The organism is Mesorhizobium sp. WSM4833 (genome assembly GCF_055811095.1).
Map to the genome: position 1 here is coordinate 259,903 of NZ_JBVVQG010000006.1, position 20,350 is coordinate 280,252.

Below are 20,350 nucleotides of genomic sequence, written 5' to 3' on the forward strand. Positions count from 1 at the left end.
TATCAGGCCATCGCCTTCTGCAGGTTCTCGTCGATCTTGTCGAGGAAACCGGTGGTCGACAGCCAAGGCTGGTCGGGGCCGATCAGCAGCGACAGGTCCTTGGTCATGAAGCCGGACTCGACCGTCTGGATGCAGACTTTTTCCAGCGTCTCGGCAAAGCGCTTCAACTCGGCATTGTCGTCGAGCTTGGCGCGATGGGTGAGGCCACGCGTCCAGGCGAAGATCGAGGCGATCGAATTGGTCGAGGTTTCCTCGCCCTTCTGATGCTGGCGGTAGTGGCGGGTGACGGTGCCGTGCGCGGCTTCCGCTTCCACGGTCTTGCCGTCCGGCGTCATCAGCACCGAGGTCATCAGGCCGAGTGAGCCGAAACCTTGCGCGACCGTGTCGGACTGCACGTCACCATCATAGTTCTTGCAGGCCCAGACATAGCCGCCCGACCATTTCAGGGCGGAGGCCACCATGTCGTCGATCAGGCGGTGCTCGTACCACAGCTTCTTCGACTTGAACTCGGCCTCGAATTCAGCCTCGTAGACCTCCTGGAAGATATCCTTGAAGCGGCCGTCATAGGCCTTGAGGATGGTGTTCTTGGTCGACAGATAGACCGGGTAGTTGCGCAGCAGGCCGTAGTTCAGCGAGGCGCGGGCGAACTCGCGGATGGACTCATCGAGATTGTACATGGCCATGGCGACACCGGCGCCGGGCGCGTCGTATACATCGTGCTCGATCACCTGGCCGTCCTCGCCGACGAACTTGATGGTCAGCTTGCCCTTGCCGGGGAAGCGGAAATCGGTGGCGCGGTACTGGTCGCCGAAAGCATGACGGCCGACGATGATTGGCTTGGTCCAGCCGGGCACCAGGCGCGGCACGTTCTTCATGATGATCGGCTCGCGGAAGATGGTGCCGCCGAGGATGTTGCGGATGGTGCCGTTCGGCGACTTCCACATCTTCTTCAGCTTGAACTCCTCGACGCGCTGCTCGTCAGGCGTGATCGTCGCGCATTTCACGCCGACTCCCCATTTCTTGATGGCGTTGGCCGAATCGATGGTCACCTGGTCGTTGGTGGCGTCGCGGTGTTCCACGCCGAGGTCGTAATATTCGAGTTTCAGGTCGAGATATGGGTGGATCAGCTTGTCCTTGATGAACTGCCAGATGATGCGGGTCATCTCGTCGCCGTCGAGTTCGACGACCGGGTTCGCCACCTTGATCTTCGCCATGGAAAGAATGCCTCGTTGCTGGGATGTGGGACGGCCTTGCCCGCGTGGCGTTGGGCCGGGAGATGTCGCCCGTATATCAAAGCGCTTTTGGCCACGCAAACGGCGATCGGTCACGAATTGGAGGCCAGAGCCGTCGTCATTTGCGAATGCTTCATTTTCCCGGCCGAATATGGCAGGGGACGCTGAAATGCCGCAAACAGCAGTTCATTGACAATCATGCCCGTCACCAAAGATCCTGATAGCATTGCAGTCGCCGGCCCGGCGATCATCCTCGTCGAGCCTCAGCTTGGCGAGAACATCGGCATGGTCGCGCGCGCCATGGCCAATTTCGGTCTGTCGGAGCTGCGCCTCGTCAATCCGCGTGACGGTTGGCCGAGCGAGAAGGCACGCGCGGCGGCCAGCCGCGCCGATCATGTCATCGACGCCGTCACCGTCTTTGACGATCTAGCCTCGGCGCTCGCCGACCTGAACTTCGTCTTCGCCACCACGGCCAGGCAGCGCGACGGCTTCAAATCCGTGCGCGGGCCGGTGGAGGCGGGCAGGATGCTTCGGACCCGTCACGCAATGGGCCAGCGCACCGGCATCCTGTTCGGCCGCGAGCGCTTCGGCCTCTACAATGACGAGGTCGGCCTTGCCGACGAGATCGTCACGTTCCCGGTCGATCCCGATTTCTCGTCGCTCAACATCGCCCAGGCCGCGCTTCTGATGTCCTACGAATGGATGAAGTCCGGCCTGGAAGACGAGACCAAGACCAATTTTTCCGGCCCGGACATGAAGCCGGCAAGCAAGGAGGAATTGCACGGCCTGTTCGCCTATCTCGAAGGCGCACTGGAAGCACGCGGCTATTTCCGGCCGGCACCGAAGAAGCCGAAAATGATCGACAATCTGCGTGCGGTGCTGACGCGCGCCGGTTTTGCCGAACCGGAGCTGAAGGTGCTGCGCGGCATCATCTCGTCGCTCGACAGGTTTTCGCCGGCGATGCCGCGCGGCGACGGGTCCCCTGGCGATGATCCACGGCGCTTGCCCGCGGCCGCCGCGCGGGCCCGCAAGGCGGAAGCGGCGCGCCTTGCCGGCGCCGGCAAGGACGATGACATACCGCCGCTTGGCGGAAAAGGAACCGACAATGACTGAGCGGCCGATCCTGATGTTCGATTCGGGCATCGGCGGGCTCACCGTACTGCGCGAGGCGCGCGTGCTGATGCCCGACCGCCGCTTCATCTATGTCGCCGACGACGCTGCGTTTCCCTATGGCGCCTGGGAAGAGCCGGCGCTGAGGGTGCATATCCTTGAATTGTTCGGCAAACTGCTTGAGCGGTTTGCGCCGGCCATTTCGGTCATCGCCTGCAACACCGCCTCGACGTTGGTGATCGACGCGCTGCGCGACAGATTTCCCGAGCATCCTTTTGTCGGCATGGTGCCTGCGATCAAGCCGGCGGCGGAACGCACGCGCTCAGGGCTGGTTTCGGTGCTGGCGACGCCTGGCACCGTCAAGCGCCAGTACACGCGCGACCTGATCAGCAAATGGGCGCAGAAATGCCATGTCCGCCTGGTCGGCAGCGACAGGCTGGCGGGACTGGCTGAGATCTACATGCGTGAGGGCTTCGTCGATGAGGAGGCCGTGCGCGCCGAGATCACGCCATGCTTCGTCGAACGTGATGCGCTGCGTACGGATATCGTCGTGCTCGCCTGCACACACTACCCCTTTCTGGCCAATCGTATGCGCAAGACGGCGCCTTGGCCGGTCGACTGGCTCGACCCCGCCGAAGCGATCGCGCGCCGGGCGCTGTCGCTTCTCGCCGACATCGATCCGAGCGGTCGTGGCGAGATGTTGCCTGAAGGGCCCGACCTTGCCGTCTTCACATCGAAAAGAGCCGATTTCCCCACCCGCCGCCTGATGCAGGGGTTCGGGTTGGCGATGTCGTGATTGCGAAGCGGAACATCACGGCAGTCGTTGCGTTTTTCTCCTGATGCCAACGGGAGAAAGAGCCATGCCAGCCACCTCGAAAGCCCAGCAGAAAGCCGCCGGCGCGGCTCTGTCGGCCAAGCGCGGCGAGACCAAGAAGAGCGAACTCCAGGGCGCTTCCAAGGGAATGTACGAATCGATGAGCGAAAAGCAGCTCGAGGAATTCGCCGAGACGAAGCGCAAGGGCCTGCCGGAGAAGAAGTCGAAAGGCTAGAGTGCGGTCCGCCGTTCAAGGGAAACGCCGAAGAACACGAGCCGGAATCGAAAGCCCGCGGCCAAACCGCGGGCTTTGAAATGATGTCGGCCGCCTGAGACCGGATTGGAGCCTACCAGCGCCCTCTGCACTGCTTGATCTTGTAGCGGATGACCTTCTTGTGGCCGTGCCGCCAGATAATTTTCTTCTTGATCACGATGCGGCAAGCCTGGTGATGCCGGTGCCCTTGCCAATGCCTGGCCTCAGCCGGCTCCGGTGTCATGACCGCCATGGATCCCGCCAACACAGCGGCTCCTGTCAGGGTAAGGAAGAATTTCTTCATGCGAATGTAGCTCCTCTGCTCCGGTCCCTTCCTGATGCCGCTGGCGCAACCTCCCGCCACATCCGGCACTGTACTCAACCCAGAGACGCTATATCGTCGCCCTGGCCTACGCCAGCCACAAGCTTGACACCGGTTAAATCTCCGTTTAATCAGCGCGCCAACACCGGGCCGCAATGCCCGGTGGTTTTCTTTATGTGCGCAAGATGCGTGGAAATCCAATTCTACTATCTTGTTTGAACTGACGTGTCCCGTGGGTTTTCCGCCGCGTTGCGTGGGAAAACCCTGTCAGGTCTCGAAAACGGAGGCCAGAGGAGGGCGCGTTTCCTTCACCCGGACCATGAGGTTCCGGGTGTGTTGTTTTGAAAAGGGAATGCGATGAGCAAGCGCGAATCCGCAAAGTACAAGATCGACCGCCGTCTTGGCGAAAACATCTGGGGCCGCCCGAAGTCCCCGGTCAACAAGCGTGAATACGGCCCCGGCCAGCATGGCCAGCGCCGCAAGGGCAAGCTTTCCGATTTCGGCCTGCAGCTGCGCGCCAAGCAGAAGCTGAAGGGGCACTATGGCGACGTTTCGGAAAAGCAGTTCCGCAAGGTTTATGAAGAGGCTGACCGCCGCAAGGGCGACACCTCGGAGAACCTGATCGGCCTGCTCGAGTCGCGTCTCGACGCGGTCGTCTACCGCGCCAAGTTCGTGCCGACCATTTTCGCCGCCCGTCAGTTCGTCAACCACGGTCACGTCAACGTCAACGGCAAGCGCGTCAACATCGGCTCGTACCGCTGCAAGCCGGGCGATGTCGTCGAAATCCGCGAAAAGTCCAAGCAGCTGGTCATCGTTCTGGAAGCGGTCGGTCTCGCCGAGCGCGACGTGCCGGACTACATCGAAGCCGATCACAACAAGATGGTCGCGACCTTCTCGCGCATCCCCGGCCTGGCGGACGTTCCGTTCGCCGTGCAGATGGAACCGAACCTGGTCGTCGAATTCTATTCGCGCTAAACGAGCGCGTTCTGCGACATCCTGCGAAGGCCGCCCGTCGAGGCGGCCTTTTCTTTGTCGGTCATGTCCGCTAATCCGGCGCTCTGGGCCATTGAAAGCGACATGCCATGAACATGCTTCCAGACATTGAAACGCTCGAACCGGTCGCCGACAGCGAAGGCGGTTTCCATCCGCTGTTCGCCGACGTGCCGTCCTCGGTCGAGTTCAACAAACTGCGCAAGCGGCTGCTGCGGCTGACCCGGCAGGCGATCGAGGATTTCTCGATGGTCAAGCCCGGCCAGCGCTGGCTCGTAGCGCTGTCGGGCGGCAAGGATTCCTACGGCCTGCTCGCGGTGCTGCTCGACCTCAAATGGCGCGGGCTCTTGCCGGTCGATCTTCTGGCCTGCAATCTCGACCAGGGCCAGCCGAATTTCCCCAAACATATCCTGCCGGACTATCTCGACAGCAACGGCATTGCGTACCGGATCGAATATCAGGACACCTATTCCGTCGTCACCGACAAGCTGCCGGCGGGCAGCACCTATTGCTCGCTCTGCTCGCGTCTCAGGCGCGGCCATCTCTACCGCATTGCACGCGAGGAGGGGTGCTCGGCGCTGGTGCTCGGCCACCATCGCGAGGACATTCTCGAAACCTTCTTCATGAACCTCTTCCATGGCGGGCGTCTCGCCGCCATGCCGCCAAAACTGCTCAATGACGAAGGCGACGTCATGGTGCTGCGGCCCTTGAGCTATTGCGCCGAGGTCGATCTGGAAAAATTCGCTGCCGCCATGCGATTCCCGATCATTCCCTGCGATCTCTGCGGCAGCCAGGAAGGTCTTCAGCGCAATGCCATGAAGGCGATGCTCGAGGACCTGGAAAAGCGCATGCCGGGCCGCAAGGATACGATGCTGCGCGCGCTGTCGAACAGCAGGCCATCGCATCTGCTCGACAGAAAGCTGTTCGATTTCGCTGCCCTCAACGAGACCTTCACCACAAGGCAAGCCGATGACATTTGACGACACCGCGATCGGCTGGCTGGCCGGCATTCTGGCCGAGGCGGCACTTGCCGAGATCATGCCGCGCTTTCGCCGGTTGGGCGATGGCGATGTCAGGCAGAAGACGTCGGCCGCCGACCTGGTGACCGAAGCCGACGTCAATGCCGAGCGGCTGATCACCGCGCGGCTGCGCGAGCGGTATCCCTCAGCGATGGTCGTCGGCGAGGAGGCCTGTTCCGACAATCCAGCGCTTTTAAACGGGTTGGGCGATGCCGATCTGGCCTTCGTCATCGACCCGGTCGACGGTACTTTCAATTTCGCCTCCGGCGTGCCGCTGTTCGGCGTCATGCTGGCGGTCGTGGTCAAGGGCGAGACCGTCGCCGGCATCATCCACGATCCCGTCGGCAAGGACTGGCTGATTGGCGCCAGGGGTGCCGGCAGCCATATCCGGCATGCGCATGGCAGCATCGAGAAGGTGCATGTAGCGGTACCCGCGCCGATCTCGGAGATGACCGGCTCTGTCTCCTGGCAATATATGGCCGAGCCGGAACGGACACGGCTGGCGCGCAACCAGACCAAGATCCTGTCGCAGTTCGCCTATCGCTGCGCCGCGCACGAATATCGCCTGCTGGCGAGCGGCCATGCCCACTTCGTCGTCTACAACAAGCTGATGCCGTGGGACCACCTGGCCGGCGTGCTGATCCATGCCGAGGCCGGCGGCCATGCGGCGCGCTTCGACGGCAGCGCCTATCTGCCCTCGCATCTCGGCGGCGGCCTACTTGTCGCGCCAGACAAGGAAAGCTGGCACGAATTGCGCCGCGAGCTCTGGGCGCAGTAGGATCGATTGCTGCGTTAGCCGAAAGCAGTACAATCTCGCGCAAATCCGGAGGCTCTCGAATGAAACCTCAGTTTGCATTTGTCGCGGTGGCTCTTGCCGCCGGTCTGTTCGCCAGTTCCCTGGAAGCAAGGTCGCAAGAGCGCAGCTGTCGCAGTACCGATCTCGTCGACACGATAAAGGAGATGTCGGACGCGATCTATGCCTGCTGGAAGCCGCCACCCGGAACCGCGGGCATGTCCCTCACGCTGCGGTTCTCGCTTCGCCGCAACGGCACGCTGATCGGCAAACCTCGCGCCACATATTCCGATCTGGGAACCGATGCCCAGCGCAGCCGGGCCTTCGTGGCATCCATCCTCAGGGCACTCGATGACGCTCTGCCATTGCACTTTTCGGACAGCATGGGCGAAGCAATTGCGGGGCGCATGCTTGCCCCTCGGTTCACGGCAGCCCTTGAAGGTGCGTCCTAATGCAAGTCGGTGATGTGCCCTGAAACGGGCGGGTTCTGTGGCTGGAACATCTTGCCGCGCTCGGCGATGAAGATCATCAGCAGCGCGGCGACCGAGACGCTGCAGAAGCCGGCGGCCAGCGGCGTCACCGTGCCGTTGAAGGCCTGGCCGATCAGCGTGCCGAGAATGCCGCCGAGAAACGTCTGCATGAAACCGAGGATCGACGAAGCCGTGCCGGCCAGTTGGCCGAGCGGCTCCATGGCCAGCGCGTTGAAGTTCGCGCCGAGCGCACCGAATGGAAGCATGGCGCAGGCAAAGAAGGTGATGAACAGCCAGAGCGGCATCTTCATCTCCAGCGAAATCACCAGCCAGGCAAGGCTGATGACCAGGAACAGCAGCAACGCACTCTGCGACAGGCGGCGCATGCCGATGCGGCCGACAAGGCGCGAGTTCAGAAAGTTGGAGAAGGCGAGCACGCCCGCAACCCCAGCAAAGATGACCGGGAACATCTCGCCGACTTTGAAAATGTCGACATAGATCTGCTGCGCCGAAGCGATGAAGCCAAACATGGCGCCGAAAATGAAGGTGCTGGCGAAGGCATAGCAGATCGCAATGCGGTTGGTGAGAACGATACGAAACCCGCCGACAATGGAGTTGAGCGTCAGCGGCCGGCGATGTTCGGGATGCAGCGTTTCAGGAAGGCGCAGCAGCGACCAGGCCGAGACGAGCAGCGCACCGACGGCCATGGTGACGAAGATCCAATGCCAGGTCGCAAACAGCATGATAAATTGGCCGATGCCGGGAGCAATGACCGGTATCGCCATGAACACCATGAAGATCAGCGACATCACCTCGGCCATGCGCCGGCCGTCGAACGTATCGCGCACGATCGAGACCGCGATGACACGAGTGGCGGCTGCACCGATGCCTTGCACGGCCCGGCACAGCAGAAGTGTTTCAAAGCTTGGTGCAACGGCGGCGGCCGCAGCCGCGGCGACATAAATCACCAGCCCGGCGACCAGTGGTGCGCGACGTCCGAAGCGATCCGAGATCGGCCCGAAGAACAGCTGTCCGCCGCCGAAGCCCAGAATGTAGGCCGTTATGACATACTGCCGGTGGTTTTCATTTTCGACGCCGAGCGAGGCGCCGATCTGCTGCAGAGCCGGCAGCATGATATCGATGGCCAACGAGTTCAGCGCCATCAGTGCCGCGCACAGAGCGATGAACTCCCAGCGCGGAATGGGCAGTTTGCTTGCCGATTGCGGCGCTGGTTTTGGCTGGTCCACGGCAAGTCCGATCTTTCAAACGAAAATGCGCCGGCGGGCCGGCGCATTGGCTCGTCCTGGTCCTGGGGTCAGGACATGAAAATTGCCGAGGTGAGGTTGCCCCGGTGCCTGGTGCTCGATGCCCGAAAATCAACGTCGATTTCGGGCATGCACAAAACAGAAATCAGGCGGCGCCTTTGACGCTGACGCCCTTCTCGACGAGGAACGTCTGCAGCTCGCCCGCCTGGAACATCTCGCGCACGATGTCGCAACCGCCGACGAATTCTCCCTTGACGTAGAGCTGAGGGATCGTCGGCCAGTTGGAGTATTCCTTGATGCCCTGGCGCAGTTCAGCCGAGTCCAGGACGTTCACGCCTTTGTAGTCGGCGCCGATATAGTCGAGGATCTGGACGACCTGGCCGGAAAATCCGCATTGCGGGAAACCAGGTGTGCCCTTCATGAAAAGGACGACGTCGTTGCCCTTCACTTCATTGTCGATGTAGTCGTTGATGCCGCTCATGGAATATCCTTTCCCGCCTGTGGGAGTCAGGCTCGAAACATACCCTTCAAATAAACCCAACGATTGCTCGAAACAAGACGTTAGCCGCGCCGTGGCTGAAATGGCGCAAAGGATGAGCCGTGTTGGGCCAAGCGCTAAGGGTCAGTCGGGAACGCTGGTCTGCAGCGCCAGTGCGTGCAACACGCCGCCCATATTGCCCTTCAGCGCGTCATAGACCATCTGGTGCTGCTGGACGCGGCTCTTGCCGCGAAAGCTCTCGGCCACCACCTCGGCCGCATAGTGGTCGCCGTCGCCGGCGAGATCGCGAATCGTCACCTTGGCGTCCGGAATGCCGTCCTTGATCAGTTTTTCGATGTCGTGGGCATCCATTGCCATGGCAAAATCCTGTTTCGAGCGGCCGGTAGCCGGCCATAAGATGAGAGTCGGGTGAGCCTAAAGCCTTTCCGGTCCGGATTGAAGCCGTTCTGTCCCGCCAACGGCCACACGGCTTCAGAGAAAGACTAGGCCGGTGGGCTTGCTTCATCCTCGGCAACGTCCTCGCGTGTCGAGAAAGCGCGGCCAAGGCTGAAGGCAAGCACATAGAGCGGCGCGTTGAGCAGCAGGCTGACAATGGGGAGATAGCTCGTCATTTGCCAAGCCGGCGAGAAAAACCCTTGGCCATGGCCGTCGCAGATGAGCGACGAGCCGTACTCCCACAACGCGCCCACGACCACCGTGCCGGCGAAAAGCTTGACGCAGGTGACGATGTGCCTTGCCCGTGCCGGATCCGGGAAAAGGCGGCCCCAGAGCACCAGGCAGATGATCGGGACCGCGTAGAGGAGGTTCTGCAGCGCCAGCATCGGGACGGCGCCGTTCGCCGCGGCAAGGAACTCCGCACGTGTTTCCAGCCGCATACAAACCTCGCTCGAGGTTGTCGACAGCAGGAAAAAGACGAACGGTCCCAGGAACCAGAAGAAGAACAGCGACGGCCAGAAAACGACTGCAAGCAGCGCCCGGGCAGCCAGTGTGGTCAACTAGCCTGATCCATGAAGCGCGGGAACCAGCCTTCGTGAGCCGAGGAGAGTTCGCTGACCGGGATTGCCCTGGCGTCGCCAAGCTTCAGCGCGCTGCCGCCTGTGGAGCCGATCCACGGCGCGAAGATGCCAAGCTCGCCCTGCTGCTTGCGAATGGCGTCCCATTCGTCACCATGCGGGTCGATCGACAGCGTCAGCAGATAACGGCCCTGATCCTCGCCGAACCAGACCGGGATCGGGTCGGTGCCGACAAGGCCGGGAACGGTGGCGCCGATGCCGGACGCCATCACCATTTCGGCTAAAGCCACCGCGATACCGCCATCGGAAACGTCATGCGCCGCCGTGACGATGCCGGAGGCGATGAGCGCGCGCACATGGTCGCCGACGCGCTTTTCATGCTCGAGGTCGACCGGCGGCGGCGGTCCATCCGTGCGGCCGTGTATGTCCCTGAAATAGACCGATTGCCCGAGATGCGTTCCCCAGGACGCCGGCGCGCCGACCAGCAGGATCATTTGGCCCTCGGCCGCAAAGCCGGTCCGCACCATCTTCGACCAATCGGCGATCAGGCCGACGCCGCCAATGGTCGGGGTTGGCAGGATGCCCTGGCCGTTGGTCTCATTGTAGAGCGAGACATTGCCGGAGACGATCGGGAATCCGAGCGCACGGCAGGCGTCGCCGATGCCCTTCACGGCACCGACCAGCTGGCCCATGATCTCGGGCCGTTCCGGGTTGCCGAAATTGAGGTTGTCAGTTGCGGCCAGCGGCAGAGCGCCGGTGGCGGTCAAGTTGCGCCAGCATTCGGCCACCGCCTGCTTGCCGCCCTCGTAAGGGTCGGCCTCGCAATAGCGCGGCGTCACGTCGGACGAGAAGGCGAGCGCCTTGGTCGCATGGCCTTCGACCCGCACCACGCCGGCATCGCCGCCTGGAAGCTGCAGCGAATTGCCCTGGATCAACGTGTCATACTGCTCCCACACCCAGCGGCGCGACGAGAGATCCGGTCCGCCGAGCAGCTTCAGGAGCGCGTCTGCAACATCGGCTTGCGGAACGTCATTGGCGGCCAGCGGCGCCGGCTTCTTCGGTTCGGTCCACGGCCGGTCATATTCCGGAGCCTTGTCGCCAAGATCCTTGATCGGCAGGTTGGCAACCTCGTCGCCCTGGTGCAGCACGCGGAAGCGCAGATCGTCGGTGGTCTTGCCGACGATGGCGAAGTCGAGCCCCCATTTGTGGAAGATCGCCTCGGCTTCCTTTTCCTTTTCCGGGCGCAGCACCATCAGCATGCGCTCCTGGCTTTCCGAAAGCATCATTTCGTAGGCGCTCATGCGCTCTTCGCGCACCGGCACCTTGTCGAGATCGAGCTCGATGCCGAGGTCGCCCTTGGCGCCCATTTCGACCGCCGAGCAGGTGAGGCCGGCCGCACCCATGTCCTGGATGGCGATGACGGCGCCCGAGGCCATCAGTTCGAGGCTGGCTTCCAGCAGGCACTTTTCGGTGAAGGGATCGCCGACCTGCACTGTCGGACGCTTCTCATCAATCTTGTCGTCGAATTCGGCCGAAGCCATGGTGGCGCCGCCGACGCCGTCGCGGCCGGTCTTGGCGCCGAGATAGACGACCGGCAGGCCGACTCCCTTGGCTTCGGACAGGAAGATCGCATCGGTCTTGGCAAGGCCCGCTGCAAAGGCGTTGACCAGGATGTTGCCATTGTAGCGGGCATCGAAATTGACCTCGCCGCCGACCGTCGGCACGCCGAACGCGTTGCCATAGCCGCCGACGCCGGAAACCACGCCTGAAACGAGGTGCCTGGTCTTGGGATGGTCGGGCGCACCAAAACGCAGCGCATTCATCGCCGCGATCGGCCGCGCGCCCATGGTGAAGACGTCGCGCAATATGCCGCCGACGCCGGTCGCCGCACCCTGGTAGGGCTCGATGTAGGATGGGTGGTTGTGACTCTCCATCTTGAAGACGACGCAGTCGCCATCGCCGATGTCGACCACGCCAGCATTCTCGCCCGGCCCCTGGATGACCTGAGGTCCGGTGGTCGGCAGCGTGCGCAGCCACTTCTTCGAGGATTTGTAGGAGCAGTGCTCATTCCACATCGCCGAGAAGATGCCGAGTTCGGTGAAGCTCGGCTCGCGCCCGACGAGGTCGAGAATGCGCTGGTACTCGTCGGGCTTGAGCCCGTGTGAGGCAATGAGCTCGGGGGTGATCGGCACGGAATTGGAAATGGTCATGGGCGGCGATTTTTATCCGGGACGTTGGGATTTTGAGTCCCGTCTTATCGCAAGCCTTGCGGCCGATACACCCATGGATTGACGAAAAACGACGGAAAACCGGACAAAGCCACGCAGTGTCAGGAGAAGCTGTCGTAGCCGGCGCGGCCTTCATCGAGAAGTCGCCGGATCACCGCAACGCCTTCAGCGATATCCCCGCGCTGTCTCGGCTGCGAAACGCCGAAGCGGACGCCATGGAAAACCTGCTCGGAACGGCCGGCCTTGAATTCGTCCTCGTCGTCGATCAGCACGCCGTGCTCCAGGCAAGCGTTCTTGAAGGTGCCGGAAAGCCAGGGGTCGGGCAGGGTCAGCCAGACAAAGGGCACCCTGTCATGTGACTTGAAGGCGAAGCCGGCCAAAGTCTCGCGCACGATGGCGATGCGGGCGCTGATTTCGGCGATGCTGCGCTTGCGTATCTCATCCGCCTGACCGGACAGCACCAGCCTTGTATTCACCTCCGCCAGCAGGAAGGGCATGCCGCCGGTCATCATCTTGTGGGCGACGCGGATGCGGTGGCGGTAGGCGGGCGGGCAGGAAAGCCAGCCGCCGCGCACACCGGCTGCGACCGACTTCGACAGGCCGCCCGCGACAATGGTCCTCTCAGGAGCATATTCGGCCAGCAACGGCGTCGGATCATCGGTCAGATTGCCGTAGAGATCGTCCTCGATGAGGACGACATTGTATTCGCGTGCGACATGGGCGATCGCTTCGCGGCGCGCCGCCGACAAGGTGGCCAGCGTCGGATTCTGCGCCGTCGGCATCAGGAAGATCATCTTGGGATGCTTTTGCGCGCAGACGCGCTCAAAATCCTGCGGATCGATGCCTTCATCGTCCGATGCCACCAACGCGGTGCGCCTGCCGATCAAGCCGGCACTGCGGGAAACCTGCGAGTAGGTGAGGTGCTCGAAGGCAACATAGTCGCCAGGCATGGTGAGCGCCGCGATCGCCGCCATCACCGCCGCATGGGTGCCGAGCGTGGGAACGATGGTGTCGGCATCCGGGCGAAAGGAATTGCGCGCCAACCAGCGGGCGCCGGCTTCGTACCATCGTTCGGGGAAATCCCTGGTGTAGCTCGAAATCTCATGCGGATGGTCCTGCGCCGTGCGCGACAGGACACCGGCGGCAATGTCGCCCTGGCCGATATCAGGTGCTGCGGTGCTGTCGAAACGCAGCTTGCCTTTAGGCGCATCGATATAGCGCGTGCCTTCGCCGCCGACGTCCGGAGCCGGAAAATCCGGCTTCGCGCGCTGGCCGAGCACATAGGTTCCACGCCCGACCTCGCCGCTCACCAGCCCACGCTCGCGCAGCAATTGATAGGCCCGGCCGACCGTGCCGACGGTGGTGCCGATGTCGTAGGCGAGGTCGCGCTGCGGCGGCAACTTTGCGCCGGCATCGATCACGCCCCGATCGATGTCCGTCTCGATGGAATCCGCCAGCCGCTGATACAGCGGGCCGGAGCCGGCAGTGAGATCTGGAAGCCAATTTGTCATGGTGACAATTTTCTATATTGCACCGATAGATGAGTCAATACATATCGATCGCGTGCCAAAAGGGTACAATTTAGGACTTTGGCAGAAAGAAAATGAATACAATCGCGACAATACGTCATTCGAGCGCTGCATTATCGGCCCAATCGACACGCCCGTCGGCTCAGCGCGGCTTTGTCAGCCGCCTTGTGCGCGTGCTGAGGTCGCTGGCAAGATGGATCGACAACCTGCTGGATCGCCGCCGCAGCCGGTTGGCTCTGCTGGAGATGACCGACGACCAGCTCAAGGATATCGGCGTCACGCGCTGCGACGCCCACCGCGAGGGCATCAGGCCGTTCTGGGACTGACCGTGATCCCAAAAGTGGGAACCGGTTTGGGAAAGATGATGGTCCCGGGAAATCCGGACAGAAGGTCCGCACAGTTCTAACGGACCCTCGACGCCCTTGTGCGTGCAACGGCATGGTCCGCAAGGACGGCGACCACGCACAGCACGAGGAAAAGTCCGGTGATGGCTGCAGCTGAGATGACGACGCTGGTCGCGCCGTTCTTGGCGATGTTCAGGAAAGGGTAGGGCACCTCGCCGGCAAGCGGCGCCCGCACCAGCGCATAGACCAGATAAGCGATGGGATAGATCACCCACCACGAAATGTCGCTCCAGCGTGTCCGGCCGTCGGCGCCCGATATCAGCCACCACAGCACGAACAGCACCGGCGTGACGTAGTGCAGGAGAACATCGCAGAGCAGGAACAGTCCCTGCGGCTGCCAGAGTCGTGCCAGAACCGTTGCGTAGATGATGAAGACCAGTGCGATCGAAACCGCAACGCCGGTGCGCATCCGCGCCCCTGCAAAGGCCGGCAGCCAGGCATAGAAGGTGGGTGACAGCAGCGACGTGTACACCAGCACCGCGCCGATGTTGGTCAGGATGGTGAAGAAGCTGAAGACGAAAATGACGGAGCCAAGCAGGCTGCGGCCTGCTTCCATCGATGCAGGAATGCTGATGCAGAACTGCAGGATGAGCCCGGCCAGACCGATGACCAGCCCCACAATCTGCAGGAACCGGCCCATGGGCTAGGCCGTCGCGGCGCAGGCCGGATTGCCGGCCTGCCAGCGGGAAATATCGGAGCCGATGCGGGCGCCGAGCGGATCGTTCATCAGCGGTCCGAAGACGTCGACACGGCTAGAATTGCCTTGCGCCTGCACGACCAGCAAAGGTTTGCCGCCATAGTGCTTGGCCGGAACCAGCAGGAAACGCGGCGTGCCGCTGAACGAATTCAGCTCATTGGCCATCTGATACGGTTTGAAGGCCGGGTCCTTGCTGGCGATCCAGCATTTGTGGGCGGCGATCGCCACTTGTTCCATGGCCAGCAGCGCAGCACTTTTGCCCGAGGGAACAGGCGTGCTCTTTGGCGTCGACTGGCAGGATGCCAGCACAAAGCCCGCCGCGGCGACCAGCGCGATCGTCCTCGACTTGATCAAGCGGCACCCATCTCAAGCTCGGACAGGAAGATTTTCAAGCCGTCGGTCATCTCGCCCCACACACGCGACAATGCCGGGTGTTGCGAGGCGATCTGCTGGTAGGCGTCGAATTTGGGATAGGCGTCGAGCAGGTCGTGGCGTCCTGTCATGGCGCGGAAATTGTTGAAGATGAACCGCGTCGGCGTCAGCCAGGCATCGGCGAAGCTGATGTCGTCGCCGAGTGCGAAGGGCCCTTGCGCCATACGGGCCTCGATTGCCGCCAGTCCATGATGCAGGCGGGCGAACTGAGCGTCGATCTCGGCATTGTTGCGCTTCGGCACGGAATGAAGCTCGAAAAGCTTCATCAACGGGGTCAGCACATCGAGATCGGTGATGCGGGCGAACATGCGCACCAGCGCACGGTCCTTGGAATCGGGCGGCAGCAGCGCCGGTTCCGGAAACCGTTCCTCGAGATATTCGGCGATGACCACCGATTCGACGATCGTCTCGCCCGAGCCGGTGATCAGCACCGGAATCCGGTTCATCGGCGAGATGGCGCGAAACTCTTCCGGGATGGGAAAACCGGGCGGCGGCGCGATGATCTTGAGTGGTACGTCCTTGATGTAGGCCAATGCCCGCACGATCGACGAGTAGGGCGACAACGGCCGCGAATAGAGTTTCATGACCGTCTCTCTCCCCAATGAACCAGACTTGCTCCAAAGAGACAGGAATGTCCGGCTGTTTTCAAGCTGTTCGCTTCGATATCGTCAGGCAGCGATGCCGAGGGCGCTCTCGAACAGTCCGCGGCCGTCGGTACCGCCATGGGCTGCTTCGATCAGGTTTTCCGGATGCGGCATCAGCCCGAGCACATTGCCTTGGCTGTTGACGATGCCGGCAATGTCGTTGATCGAGCCGTTGGGGTTGGTGCCCTCGGCATAGCGGAACACCACCTGGCCTTCGCCTTCGAGACGGGCAAGCGTGTCGGCGTCGGCGAAATAATTGCCGTCATGATGCGCGACCGGCGAGCGGATGATCTGGCCCGGCTGATAGCGGCGGGTGAACATGGTGTTGGCATTGGTGATCTCGAGCTTCACCTGCCGGCAGACGAATTTCAGCGAGGTGTTGCGCATCAAGGCACCCGGCAACAAGCCGGCCTCGACCAGGATCTGGAAACCGTTGCAGACGCCGATGACCGTCACGCCCGCGGCCGCTTTTTCGGCCACTGCCCGCATGACCGGCATGCGCGCGGCGATCGCGCCACAGCGCAGATAGTCGCCGAAGGAAAAACCGCCCGGAATGGCGATCAGATCGACATCGGGGATTTCGGTGTCGGTTTGCCAGACGGTGACCGGCGGTGTTCCCGAAATCTTGGTCAGCGCCGCGATCATGTCGCGGTCGCGATTGAGGCCAGGCAGGAGGACGACGGCTGATTTCATTTCGGTTCGTAAGGCCTTTGTGCTTCGGCGAGTTCGCGCAACTCGAGGCGCTGCTCAATCCGTTCAAGATGTTGATCGATACGGCCTGCTATCGCGTAGATATTGTTGACGTCCGTTTGCGTGCTCAACGCCTGCAAGCCTGATCGCTACAATCTCGAGAAGCTCGTACATCAGTTCATTCGTGACTTCAGGCATCCGTGCCTCCGGCACAGCCTTAGGTAAGCGTCACACTATAATTCTCGATCACCGTATTCGCCAGCAGCTTGTCGCACATGGCCTTGAGGTCGGCTTCGGCCTTGGCCTTGTCGCTTTCCGCCAGCTCGACATCGAACACCTTGCCCTGCCGCACCGTGCCGACGCCGCCGAAGCCCAGGCCGGACAATGCGTGTTCGATCGCCTTGCCCTGCGGGTCGAGCACGCCGTTCTTGAGGGTGACGGTAATGCGGGCCTTGATCACGCTGGACATGCTCCTGTTCTGACTATCGGGTCGCAAACCGCGATCAGTGCGGCTTGCCTTTGAGGCCGTCGGTCGAGGCGACGAGCACCGGGCCGGTCGGGCGCGGCGGCTCGTTCTCGTTCATGATGCCGAGGCGGCGGGCAACTTCCTGGTAGGCCTCTACGAGGCCGCCCATGTCGCGGCGGAAACGGTCCTTGTCGAGCTTGTCCTGCGTCGCCACGTCCCACAGGCGGCAGGAGTCCGGCGAGATCTCGTCGGCGACGACGATGCGCATCATGTCGCCTTCGAACAGGCGGCCGCATTCGATCTTGAAGTCGACGAGCTGGATGCCGACGCCCATGAACAGGCCGGAGAGGAAGTCGTTGACGCGGATCGCCAGCGCCATCACGTCGTCGATCTCCTGCGGGCTCGCCCAGCCGAACGCGGTGATGTGCTCTTCCGACACCATCGGGTCCTCGAGCGCGTCGGCCTTGTAATAGAATTCGATGATCGAGCGCGGCAGAACGGTGCCTTCCTCGATGCCGAGCCGCTTGGACAGCGAACCGGCGGCGACATTGCGCACCACCACTTCGAGCGGAATGATCTCGACTTCCTTGATCAGCTGCTCGCGCATGTTCAGACGGCGGATGAAATGGGTCGGAATGCCCATGCGGTTCAAATGGTTGAAAATATACTCGGAAATGCGGTTGTTGAGGACGCCCTTGCCGTCGATGACCTCGTGCTTCTTCTTGTTGAACGCGGTTGCATCATCCTTGAAGAACTGGATAAGCGTGCCCGGTTCGGGTCCCTCATAGAGTATCTTGGCCTTGCCTTCATAAATGCGGCGGCGATTTTTCATCTGATTTTTCTCTGGGGTTCCGGACAGGCGGTATCAGACCATTTCCTGTCCGTCTGCCTGAAATAGTGCGGCTACGGTAGGGTTCAATGCCGGGTCTATCCCAATCACATCGTTTGCTCAATCGGCAAATCCTTCCAATCAACCGCTTTCGGGACTGAAATGCCGCAGCGCAGCATGCGATGAAGCATATTGACCGGCCCGCGACCTTTTGGTTTGTGCTTTGGCAACGCACATATTCACCGCCAACGAATCGAATTTGACCCGGAGGGACGCCATGAGCAGCATGAAAGACCGTGAAGAGGGCTTTGAGCGTAAATTCGCATTCGACGAGGAGCTTCGGTTCAAGGCCTCGGCGCGCCGCAACAAGGCGCTCGGCCTGTGGGCCGCCGAAAAGCTCGGAAAGTCCGGCGCCGATGCCGACGCCTATGCCAAGGAAGTGGTTATCTCCGACATCGAGGAGGCCGGCGACCACGACGTGTTCCGCAAGATCCGCGGGGATTTCGACGCGGCCGGCGTCGAGCAGTCGGACCACCAGATCCGCCGCACCATGGACGAACTGATGGCGCAGGCGATCGAGCAGATCAAGAACACCTGATCCGGGCCATGCGCTGATCCCGCGGCCATACGCTGGACCAATCGACCGCCCGGCCTATCCGGGCGGTTTTTCTTTGCCTTTGCCGCGGTTTCCGGCTGAAACTGCGGTCGCTAACAAGGAAAGAGTTCATGTCCCTGAAGTCCCGCCTCGCGGCCGATGAAACGTTGTTCACCGCATGGTCCGGTGTGCCGGATGCCTTGACGGTCGAGATCGTCGCCAAGCAGGGTTTCGATGCCGTCACGCTCGACATGCAGCATGGCGGCCATCACGAAGACAGCGTGCTGCGTGGCGTGGTGCCGGTGCTCGCTACCGGCAAGCCGGCGCTGGTGCGAATTCCCGTTGGCCGTTTCGACATGGCAAGCCGCGCGCTCGATTTCGGCGCCGAGGCGGTCATCGCGCCGATGGTGAACTCGGTTGCCGACGCAAAACTGTTCGCCGCCGCCATGAAATACCCGCCGGTCGGCGAGCGCTCCTGGGGCCCGACCTACGCTTTTCCCCGCCACGGCCAAGGCGACCAGGCCGACTGGCTGCGCGACACCAACCAGCGCACCATGGCCTTCGCCATGGTCGAGACGCGTGCAGCCCTCGATGCTCTCGATGGCATCCTCGATACGCCCGGCATCGACGGCATCTTCCTGGGCCCGTCGGATTTCTCGATCGCCTGGAGCAATGGCGCCACGGTCAATTCGACGCTGGAAAGCATGATGGAGACGGTGGCGTCGGTGGCCGAGCGCACCCGCAAGGCCGGCAAACATGCGGCGATCTACGTTGTCGAGCCGGCAATTGCCGGCCGGGTCGTGTCGATGGGCTATCGCCTGCTGGCCATGGGCTCGGAGCATGCGCTGATTTCACTGGGCGCAAAGACCCTGCTCAAGGGCATCAAGGATTCGATCGGATCCTGAACCCGAACCGGACGCACTGCCGTCACAGCGCCGGGCGGTTAGGCGCTCGACGCCGCAGGCGCCGCGGCGATAGGTCCGCCGCGCCTGAACCTGTTGAACAGGGCGCCGACCATCTGGACCCACCAGTTGTTGAAGGTCATGAGCGGCAACGCCGCGAGGATCGAACCCAGTATGGCGGCGGGGGCGCCGAGTGCGGTGGAACCGCTTGTCAACAAAACCCATGACCCCAATGAGCAGATAACGGGTACATGCACGAGGTAGAGTGGGAAGGACAGGTCGCCCAGAAAACGTGCGTTCGGCGAACAGAGTTCGCCGTTGCTGGAGAGATTATCGCGATCTGCATTAAATTATTGTTCACGCAAGCCGGATGGCCTGCCGAGCAGCTTCGTGTTCAGGCTTTGACCGTATATATTACAGGTCCGTCAGGAACTTGGCGAAGGTCATCGAGCCTTCGGGCCACGGTCCGAAGCCCGAATCCGCGTTGAGATGACCGGTTTCGCCGGCATCGATGAACAGCGAGCCCCAGGCACCGGCAATGTCTTCGGCGACATCGAAGGCGCAGAACGGATCGTTGCGGCTGGCAATCACGATCGAGGGAAAGGGCAGCGGCTCACGCGGGTAGGGGCCGAAGGTCATCAGGTGCCTGGGCCTGATCTCGGGGTTAGCGACATCGGGCGGCGCCACGAAGAAGGCCCCGGCGACCGGCTTGCGGAATTGCGGAATGGCTTGCACCGCGGTGGCGACGCCAAGTGAGTGCGCGACCAGGACGACCGGCCGCTCGGCCTCGTTGACCGCCTTGGCGACGCTCGCCGTCCAGTCCTCGCGCACCGGCTTCGACCACTCCGCCTGTTCGACGCGGCGCGCCGTCGACAGCTTCGACTGCCAGCGGCTCTGCCAATGGTCGGGGCCGGAATTGGTGTAGCCCGGCACGATGAGAATATCTGCGTCTCTGACCTTCATGGCGCTGAGATAGCGAGCGGCATCGCTTCGTGCAACCGGCAGAAACGCCACGTTTGATCACAATAGTGAACACCATGTTCGCTTCTTCGCGTCTTGTGTGAACGATGCGGATGGACGATCTGTTGTCAGGAAAAGAAACAGCCGTGCGCGGGAACCCTGACTTTGGAACTGACACGACGTACAATGATCGG

At 62.1% G+C, this 20,350-nt stretch carries 26 protein-coding genes; 10 read left to right on the forward strand and 16 right to left on the reverse strand.

Features of this window, described 5'->3' with window-relative positions:
* Window positions 1–2 precede the first annotated feature (2 nt).
* Window positions 3–1,214: an NADP-dependent isocitrate dehydrogenase gene (locus tag AC0L2D_RS14275; RefSeq protein WP_224619623.1), complete on the reverse strand. Its 1,212-nt coding sequence runs from the start codon at window positions 1,212–1,214 to the stop codon at window positions 3–5.
* A 216-nt stretch (window positions 1,215–1,430) separates the two neighbouring features.
* Here AC0L2D_RS14275 and AC0L2D_RS14280 point away from each other — a divergent pair, with 216 nt between their 5' ends.
* From AC0L2D_RS14280 to AC0L2D_RS14290, 3 genes are all read left to right on the forward strand, one after another.
* A complete protein-coding gene (locus AC0L2D_RS14280; protein WP_024504565.1) occupies window positions 1,431–2,345 on the forward strand; it encodes an RNA methyltransferase in 915 nt (304 codons plus the stop codon).
* Window positions 2,338–3,138, forward strand: coding sequence for a glutamate racemase (murI, locus tag AC0L2D_RS14285; RefSeq protein WP_013532145.1), 801 nt, complete (start codon window positions 2,338–2,340; stop codon window positions 3,136–3,138). The genes AC0L2D_RS14280 and murI overlap by 8 nt, the downstream gene beginning before the upstream one ends.
* A gap of 64 nt (window positions 3,139–3,202) precedes the next feature.
* A complete protein-coding gene (locus AC0L2D_RS14290; RefSeq protein WP_013532144.1) occupies window positions 3,203–3,391 on the forward strand; it encodes a DUF3008 family protein in 189 nt (62 codons plus the stop codon).
* 112 nt (window positions 3,392–3,503) lie between these two features.
* On the opposite strand, the gene AC0L2D_RS14295 is transcribed toward AC0L2D_RS14290, so the two are convergent.
* The gene (locus AC0L2D_RS14295; protein WP_013532143.1) at window positions 3,504–3,713 is read right to left on the reverse strand and encodes a hypothetical protein; all 210 of its coding nucleotides are present in this window, start codon (window positions 3,711–3,713) and stop codon (window positions 3,504–3,506) included.
* A 375-nt stretch (window positions 3,714–4,088) separates the two neighbouring features.
* Here AC0L2D_RS14295 and rpsD point away from each other — a divergent pair, with 375 nt between their 5' ends.
* From rpsD to AC0L2D_RS14315, 4 genes are all read left to right on the forward strand, one after another.
* Window positions 4,089–4,706 (forward strand): 30S ribosomal protein S4, encoded by a 618-nt coding sequence (rpsD, locus tag AC0L2D_RS14300; RefSeq protein ID WP_013532142.1) that lies wholly within the window; start codon window positions 4,089–4,091, stop codon window positions 4,704–4,706.
* Between the two features lie 107 nt (window positions 4,707–4,813).
* Complete coding sequence (gene ttcA / locus AC0L2D_RS14305) at window positions 4,814–5,701, forward strand: tRNA 2-thiocytidine(32) synthetase TtcA (RefSeq protein WP_473541379.1); 888 nt, start codon at window positions 4,814–4,816, stop codon at window positions 5,699–5,701.
* Window positions 5,691–6,518: an inositol monophosphatase family protein gene (locus tag AC0L2D_RS14310; protein WP_127384845.1), complete on the forward strand. Its 828-nt coding sequence runs from the start codon at window positions 5,691–5,693 to the stop codon at window positions 6,516–6,518. Before ttcA ends, AC0L2D_RS14310 begins: the two co-directional genes overlap by 11 nt.
* Window positions 6,519–6,577: 59 nt before the next feature.
* The gene (locus tag AC0L2D_RS14315) at window positions 6,578–6,985 is read left to right on the forward strand and encodes a hypothetical protein (RefSeq protein ID WP_473541380.1); all 408 of its coding nucleotides are present in this window, start codon (window positions 6,578–6,580) and stop codon (window positions 6,983–6,985) included.
* On the opposite strand, the gene AC0L2D_RS14320 is transcribed toward AC0L2D_RS14315, so the two are convergent.
* From AC0L2D_RS14320 to AC0L2D_RS14345, 6 genes are all read right to left on the reverse strand, one after another.
* Complete coding sequence (locus tag AC0L2D_RS14320) at window positions 6,982–8,250, reverse strand: multidrug effflux MFS transporter (RefSeq protein WP_082826441.1); 1,269 nt, start codon at window positions 8,248–8,250, stop codon at window positions 6,982–6,984. The two genes, AC0L2D_RS14315 and AC0L2D_RS14320, sit on opposite strands and share 4 nt — an antisense overlap.
* Before the next feature lie 163 nt (window positions 8,251–8,413).
* Entirely contained in the window at window positions 8,414–8,749 is a 336-nt protein-coding gene (grxD, locus tag AC0L2D_RS14325) for a Grx4 family monothiol glutaredoxin (RefSeq protein WP_013532137.1), read from the reverse strand.
* A 141-nt stretch (window positions 8,750–8,890) separates the two neighbouring features.
* Window positions 8,891–9,124, reverse strand: a complete 234-nt coding sequence (locus AC0L2D_RS14330; protein ID WP_010909092.1) for a BolA/IbaG family iron-sulfur metabolism protein — start codon at window positions 9,122–9,124, stop codon at window positions 8,891–8,893.
* A gap of 125 nt (window positions 9,125–9,249) precedes the next feature.
* Window positions 9,250–9,762, reverse strand: coding sequence for a hypothetical protein (locus AC0L2D_RS14335; RefSeq protein WP_024504561.1), 513 nt, complete (start codon window positions 9,760–9,762; stop codon window positions 9,250–9,252).
* Window positions 9,759–11,990, reverse strand: coding sequence for a phosphoribosylformylglycinamidine synthase subunit PurL (purL, locus tag AC0L2D_RS14340; protein WP_473541381.1), 2,232 nt, complete (start codon window positions 11,988–11,990; stop codon window positions 9,759–9,761). The genes AC0L2D_RS14335 and purL overlap by 4 nt, the downstream gene beginning before the upstream one ends.
* 119 nt (window positions 11,991–12,109) lie before the next feature.
* Window positions 12,110–13,519 carry an aminotransferase-like domain-containing protein gene (locus AC0L2D_RS14345; protein ID WP_473541382.1) on the reverse strand — a complete coding sequence of 470 codons (1,410 nt, stop codon included), beginning with the start codon at window positions 13,517–13,519 and terminating at the stop codon, window positions 12,110–12,112.
* Window positions 13,520–13,611: 92 nt separating this feature from the next.
* On the opposite strand from AC0L2D_RS14345, the gene AC0L2D_RS14350 reads away from it, so the two are divergent.
* The gene (locus AC0L2D_RS14350; RefSeq protein WP_013532133.1) at window positions 13,612–13,863 is read left to right on the forward strand and encodes a DUF1127 domain-containing protein; all 252 of its coding nucleotides are present in this window, start codon (window positions 13,612–13,614) and stop codon (window positions 13,861–13,863) included.
* Between the two features lie 76 nt (window positions 13,864–13,939).
* On the opposite strand, the gene AC0L2D_RS14355 is transcribed toward AC0L2D_RS14350, so the two are convergent.
* From AC0L2D_RS14355 to purC, 6 genes are all read right to left on the reverse strand, one after another.
* Window positions 13,940–14,581 (reverse strand): Pr6Pr family membrane protein, encoded by a 642-nt coding sequence (locus tag AC0L2D_RS14355; protein WP_013532132.1) that lies wholly within the window; start codon window positions 14,579–14,581, stop codon window positions 13,940–13,942.
* Window positions 14,582–14,584: 3 nt separating this feature from the next.
* A complete protein-coding gene (locus tag AC0L2D_RS14360) occupies window positions 14,585–14,992 on the reverse strand; it encodes a hypothetical protein (RefSeq protein ID WP_013532131.1) in 408 nt (135 codons plus the stop codon).
* Complete coding sequence (locus tag AC0L2D_RS14365; RefSeq protein WP_013532130.1) at window positions 14,989–15,654, reverse strand: glutathione S-transferase family protein; 666 nt, start codon at window positions 15,652–15,654, stop codon at window positions 14,989–14,991. Before AC0L2D_RS14365 ends, AC0L2D_RS14360 begins: the two co-directional genes overlap by 4 nt.
* An 84-nt stretch (window positions 15,655–15,738) precedes the next feature.
* Window positions 15,739–16,407, reverse strand: coding sequence for a phosphoribosylformylglycinamidine synthase subunit PurQ (purQ, locus tag AC0L2D_RS14370; RefSeq protein ID WP_024504558.1), 669 nt, complete (start codon window positions 16,405–16,407; stop codon window positions 15,739–15,741).
* A gap of 214 nt (window positions 16,408–16,621) precedes the next feature.
* Complete coding sequence (gene purS, locus AC0L2D_RS14375; protein ID WP_013532128.1) at window positions 16,622–16,864, reverse strand: phosphoribosylformylglycinamidine synthase subunit PurS; 243 nt, start codon at window positions 16,862–16,864, stop codon at window positions 16,622–16,624.
* Window positions 16,865–16,907: 43 nt separating this feature from the next.
* Window positions 16,908–17,702 (reverse strand): phosphoribosylaminoimidazolesuccinocarboxamide synthase, encoded by a 795-nt coding sequence (purC, locus tag AC0L2D_RS14380; protein ID WP_063171969.1) that lies wholly within the window; start codon window positions 17,700–17,702, stop codon window positions 16,908–16,910.
* Between the two features lie 274 nt (window positions 17,703–17,976).
* Between purC and AC0L2D_RS14385 the strand changes: the two genes are divergently transcribed.
* Entirely contained in the window at window positions 17,977–18,297 is a 321-nt protein-coding gene (locus AC0L2D_RS14385; RefSeq protein ID WP_013532126.1) for a DUF1476 domain-containing protein, read from the forward strand.
* 128 nt (window positions 18,298–18,425) lie between these two features.
* Window positions 18,426–19,199 (forward strand): HpcH/HpaI aldolase family protein, encoded by a 774-nt coding sequence (locus tag AC0L2D_RS14390; protein WP_473541383.1) that lies wholly within the window; start codon window positions 18,426–18,428, stop codon window positions 19,197–19,199.
* Between the two features lie 38 nt (window positions 19,200–19,237).
* Here AC0L2D_RS14390 and AC0L2D_RS14395 read toward each other — a convergent pair whose 3' ends face one another.
* Both AC0L2D_RS14395 and AC0L2D_RS14400 read right to left on the reverse strand, forming a co-directional pair.
* On the reverse strand, window positions 19,238–19,411 hold the full coding sequence (locus AC0L2D_RS14395; RefSeq protein WP_473541384.1) for a hypothetical protein: 174 nt from the start codon (window positions 19,409–19,411) through the stop codon (window positions 19,238–19,240).
* 199 nt (window positions 19,412–19,610) lie between these two features.
* Window positions 19,611–20,159, reverse strand: coding sequence for an RBBP9/YdeN family alpha/beta hydrolase (locus AC0L2D_RS14400; protein ID WP_224673101.1), 549 nt, complete (start codon window positions 20,157–20,159; stop codon window positions 19,611–19,613).
* Between the last annotated feature and the right edge of the window lie 191 nt (window positions 20,160–20,350).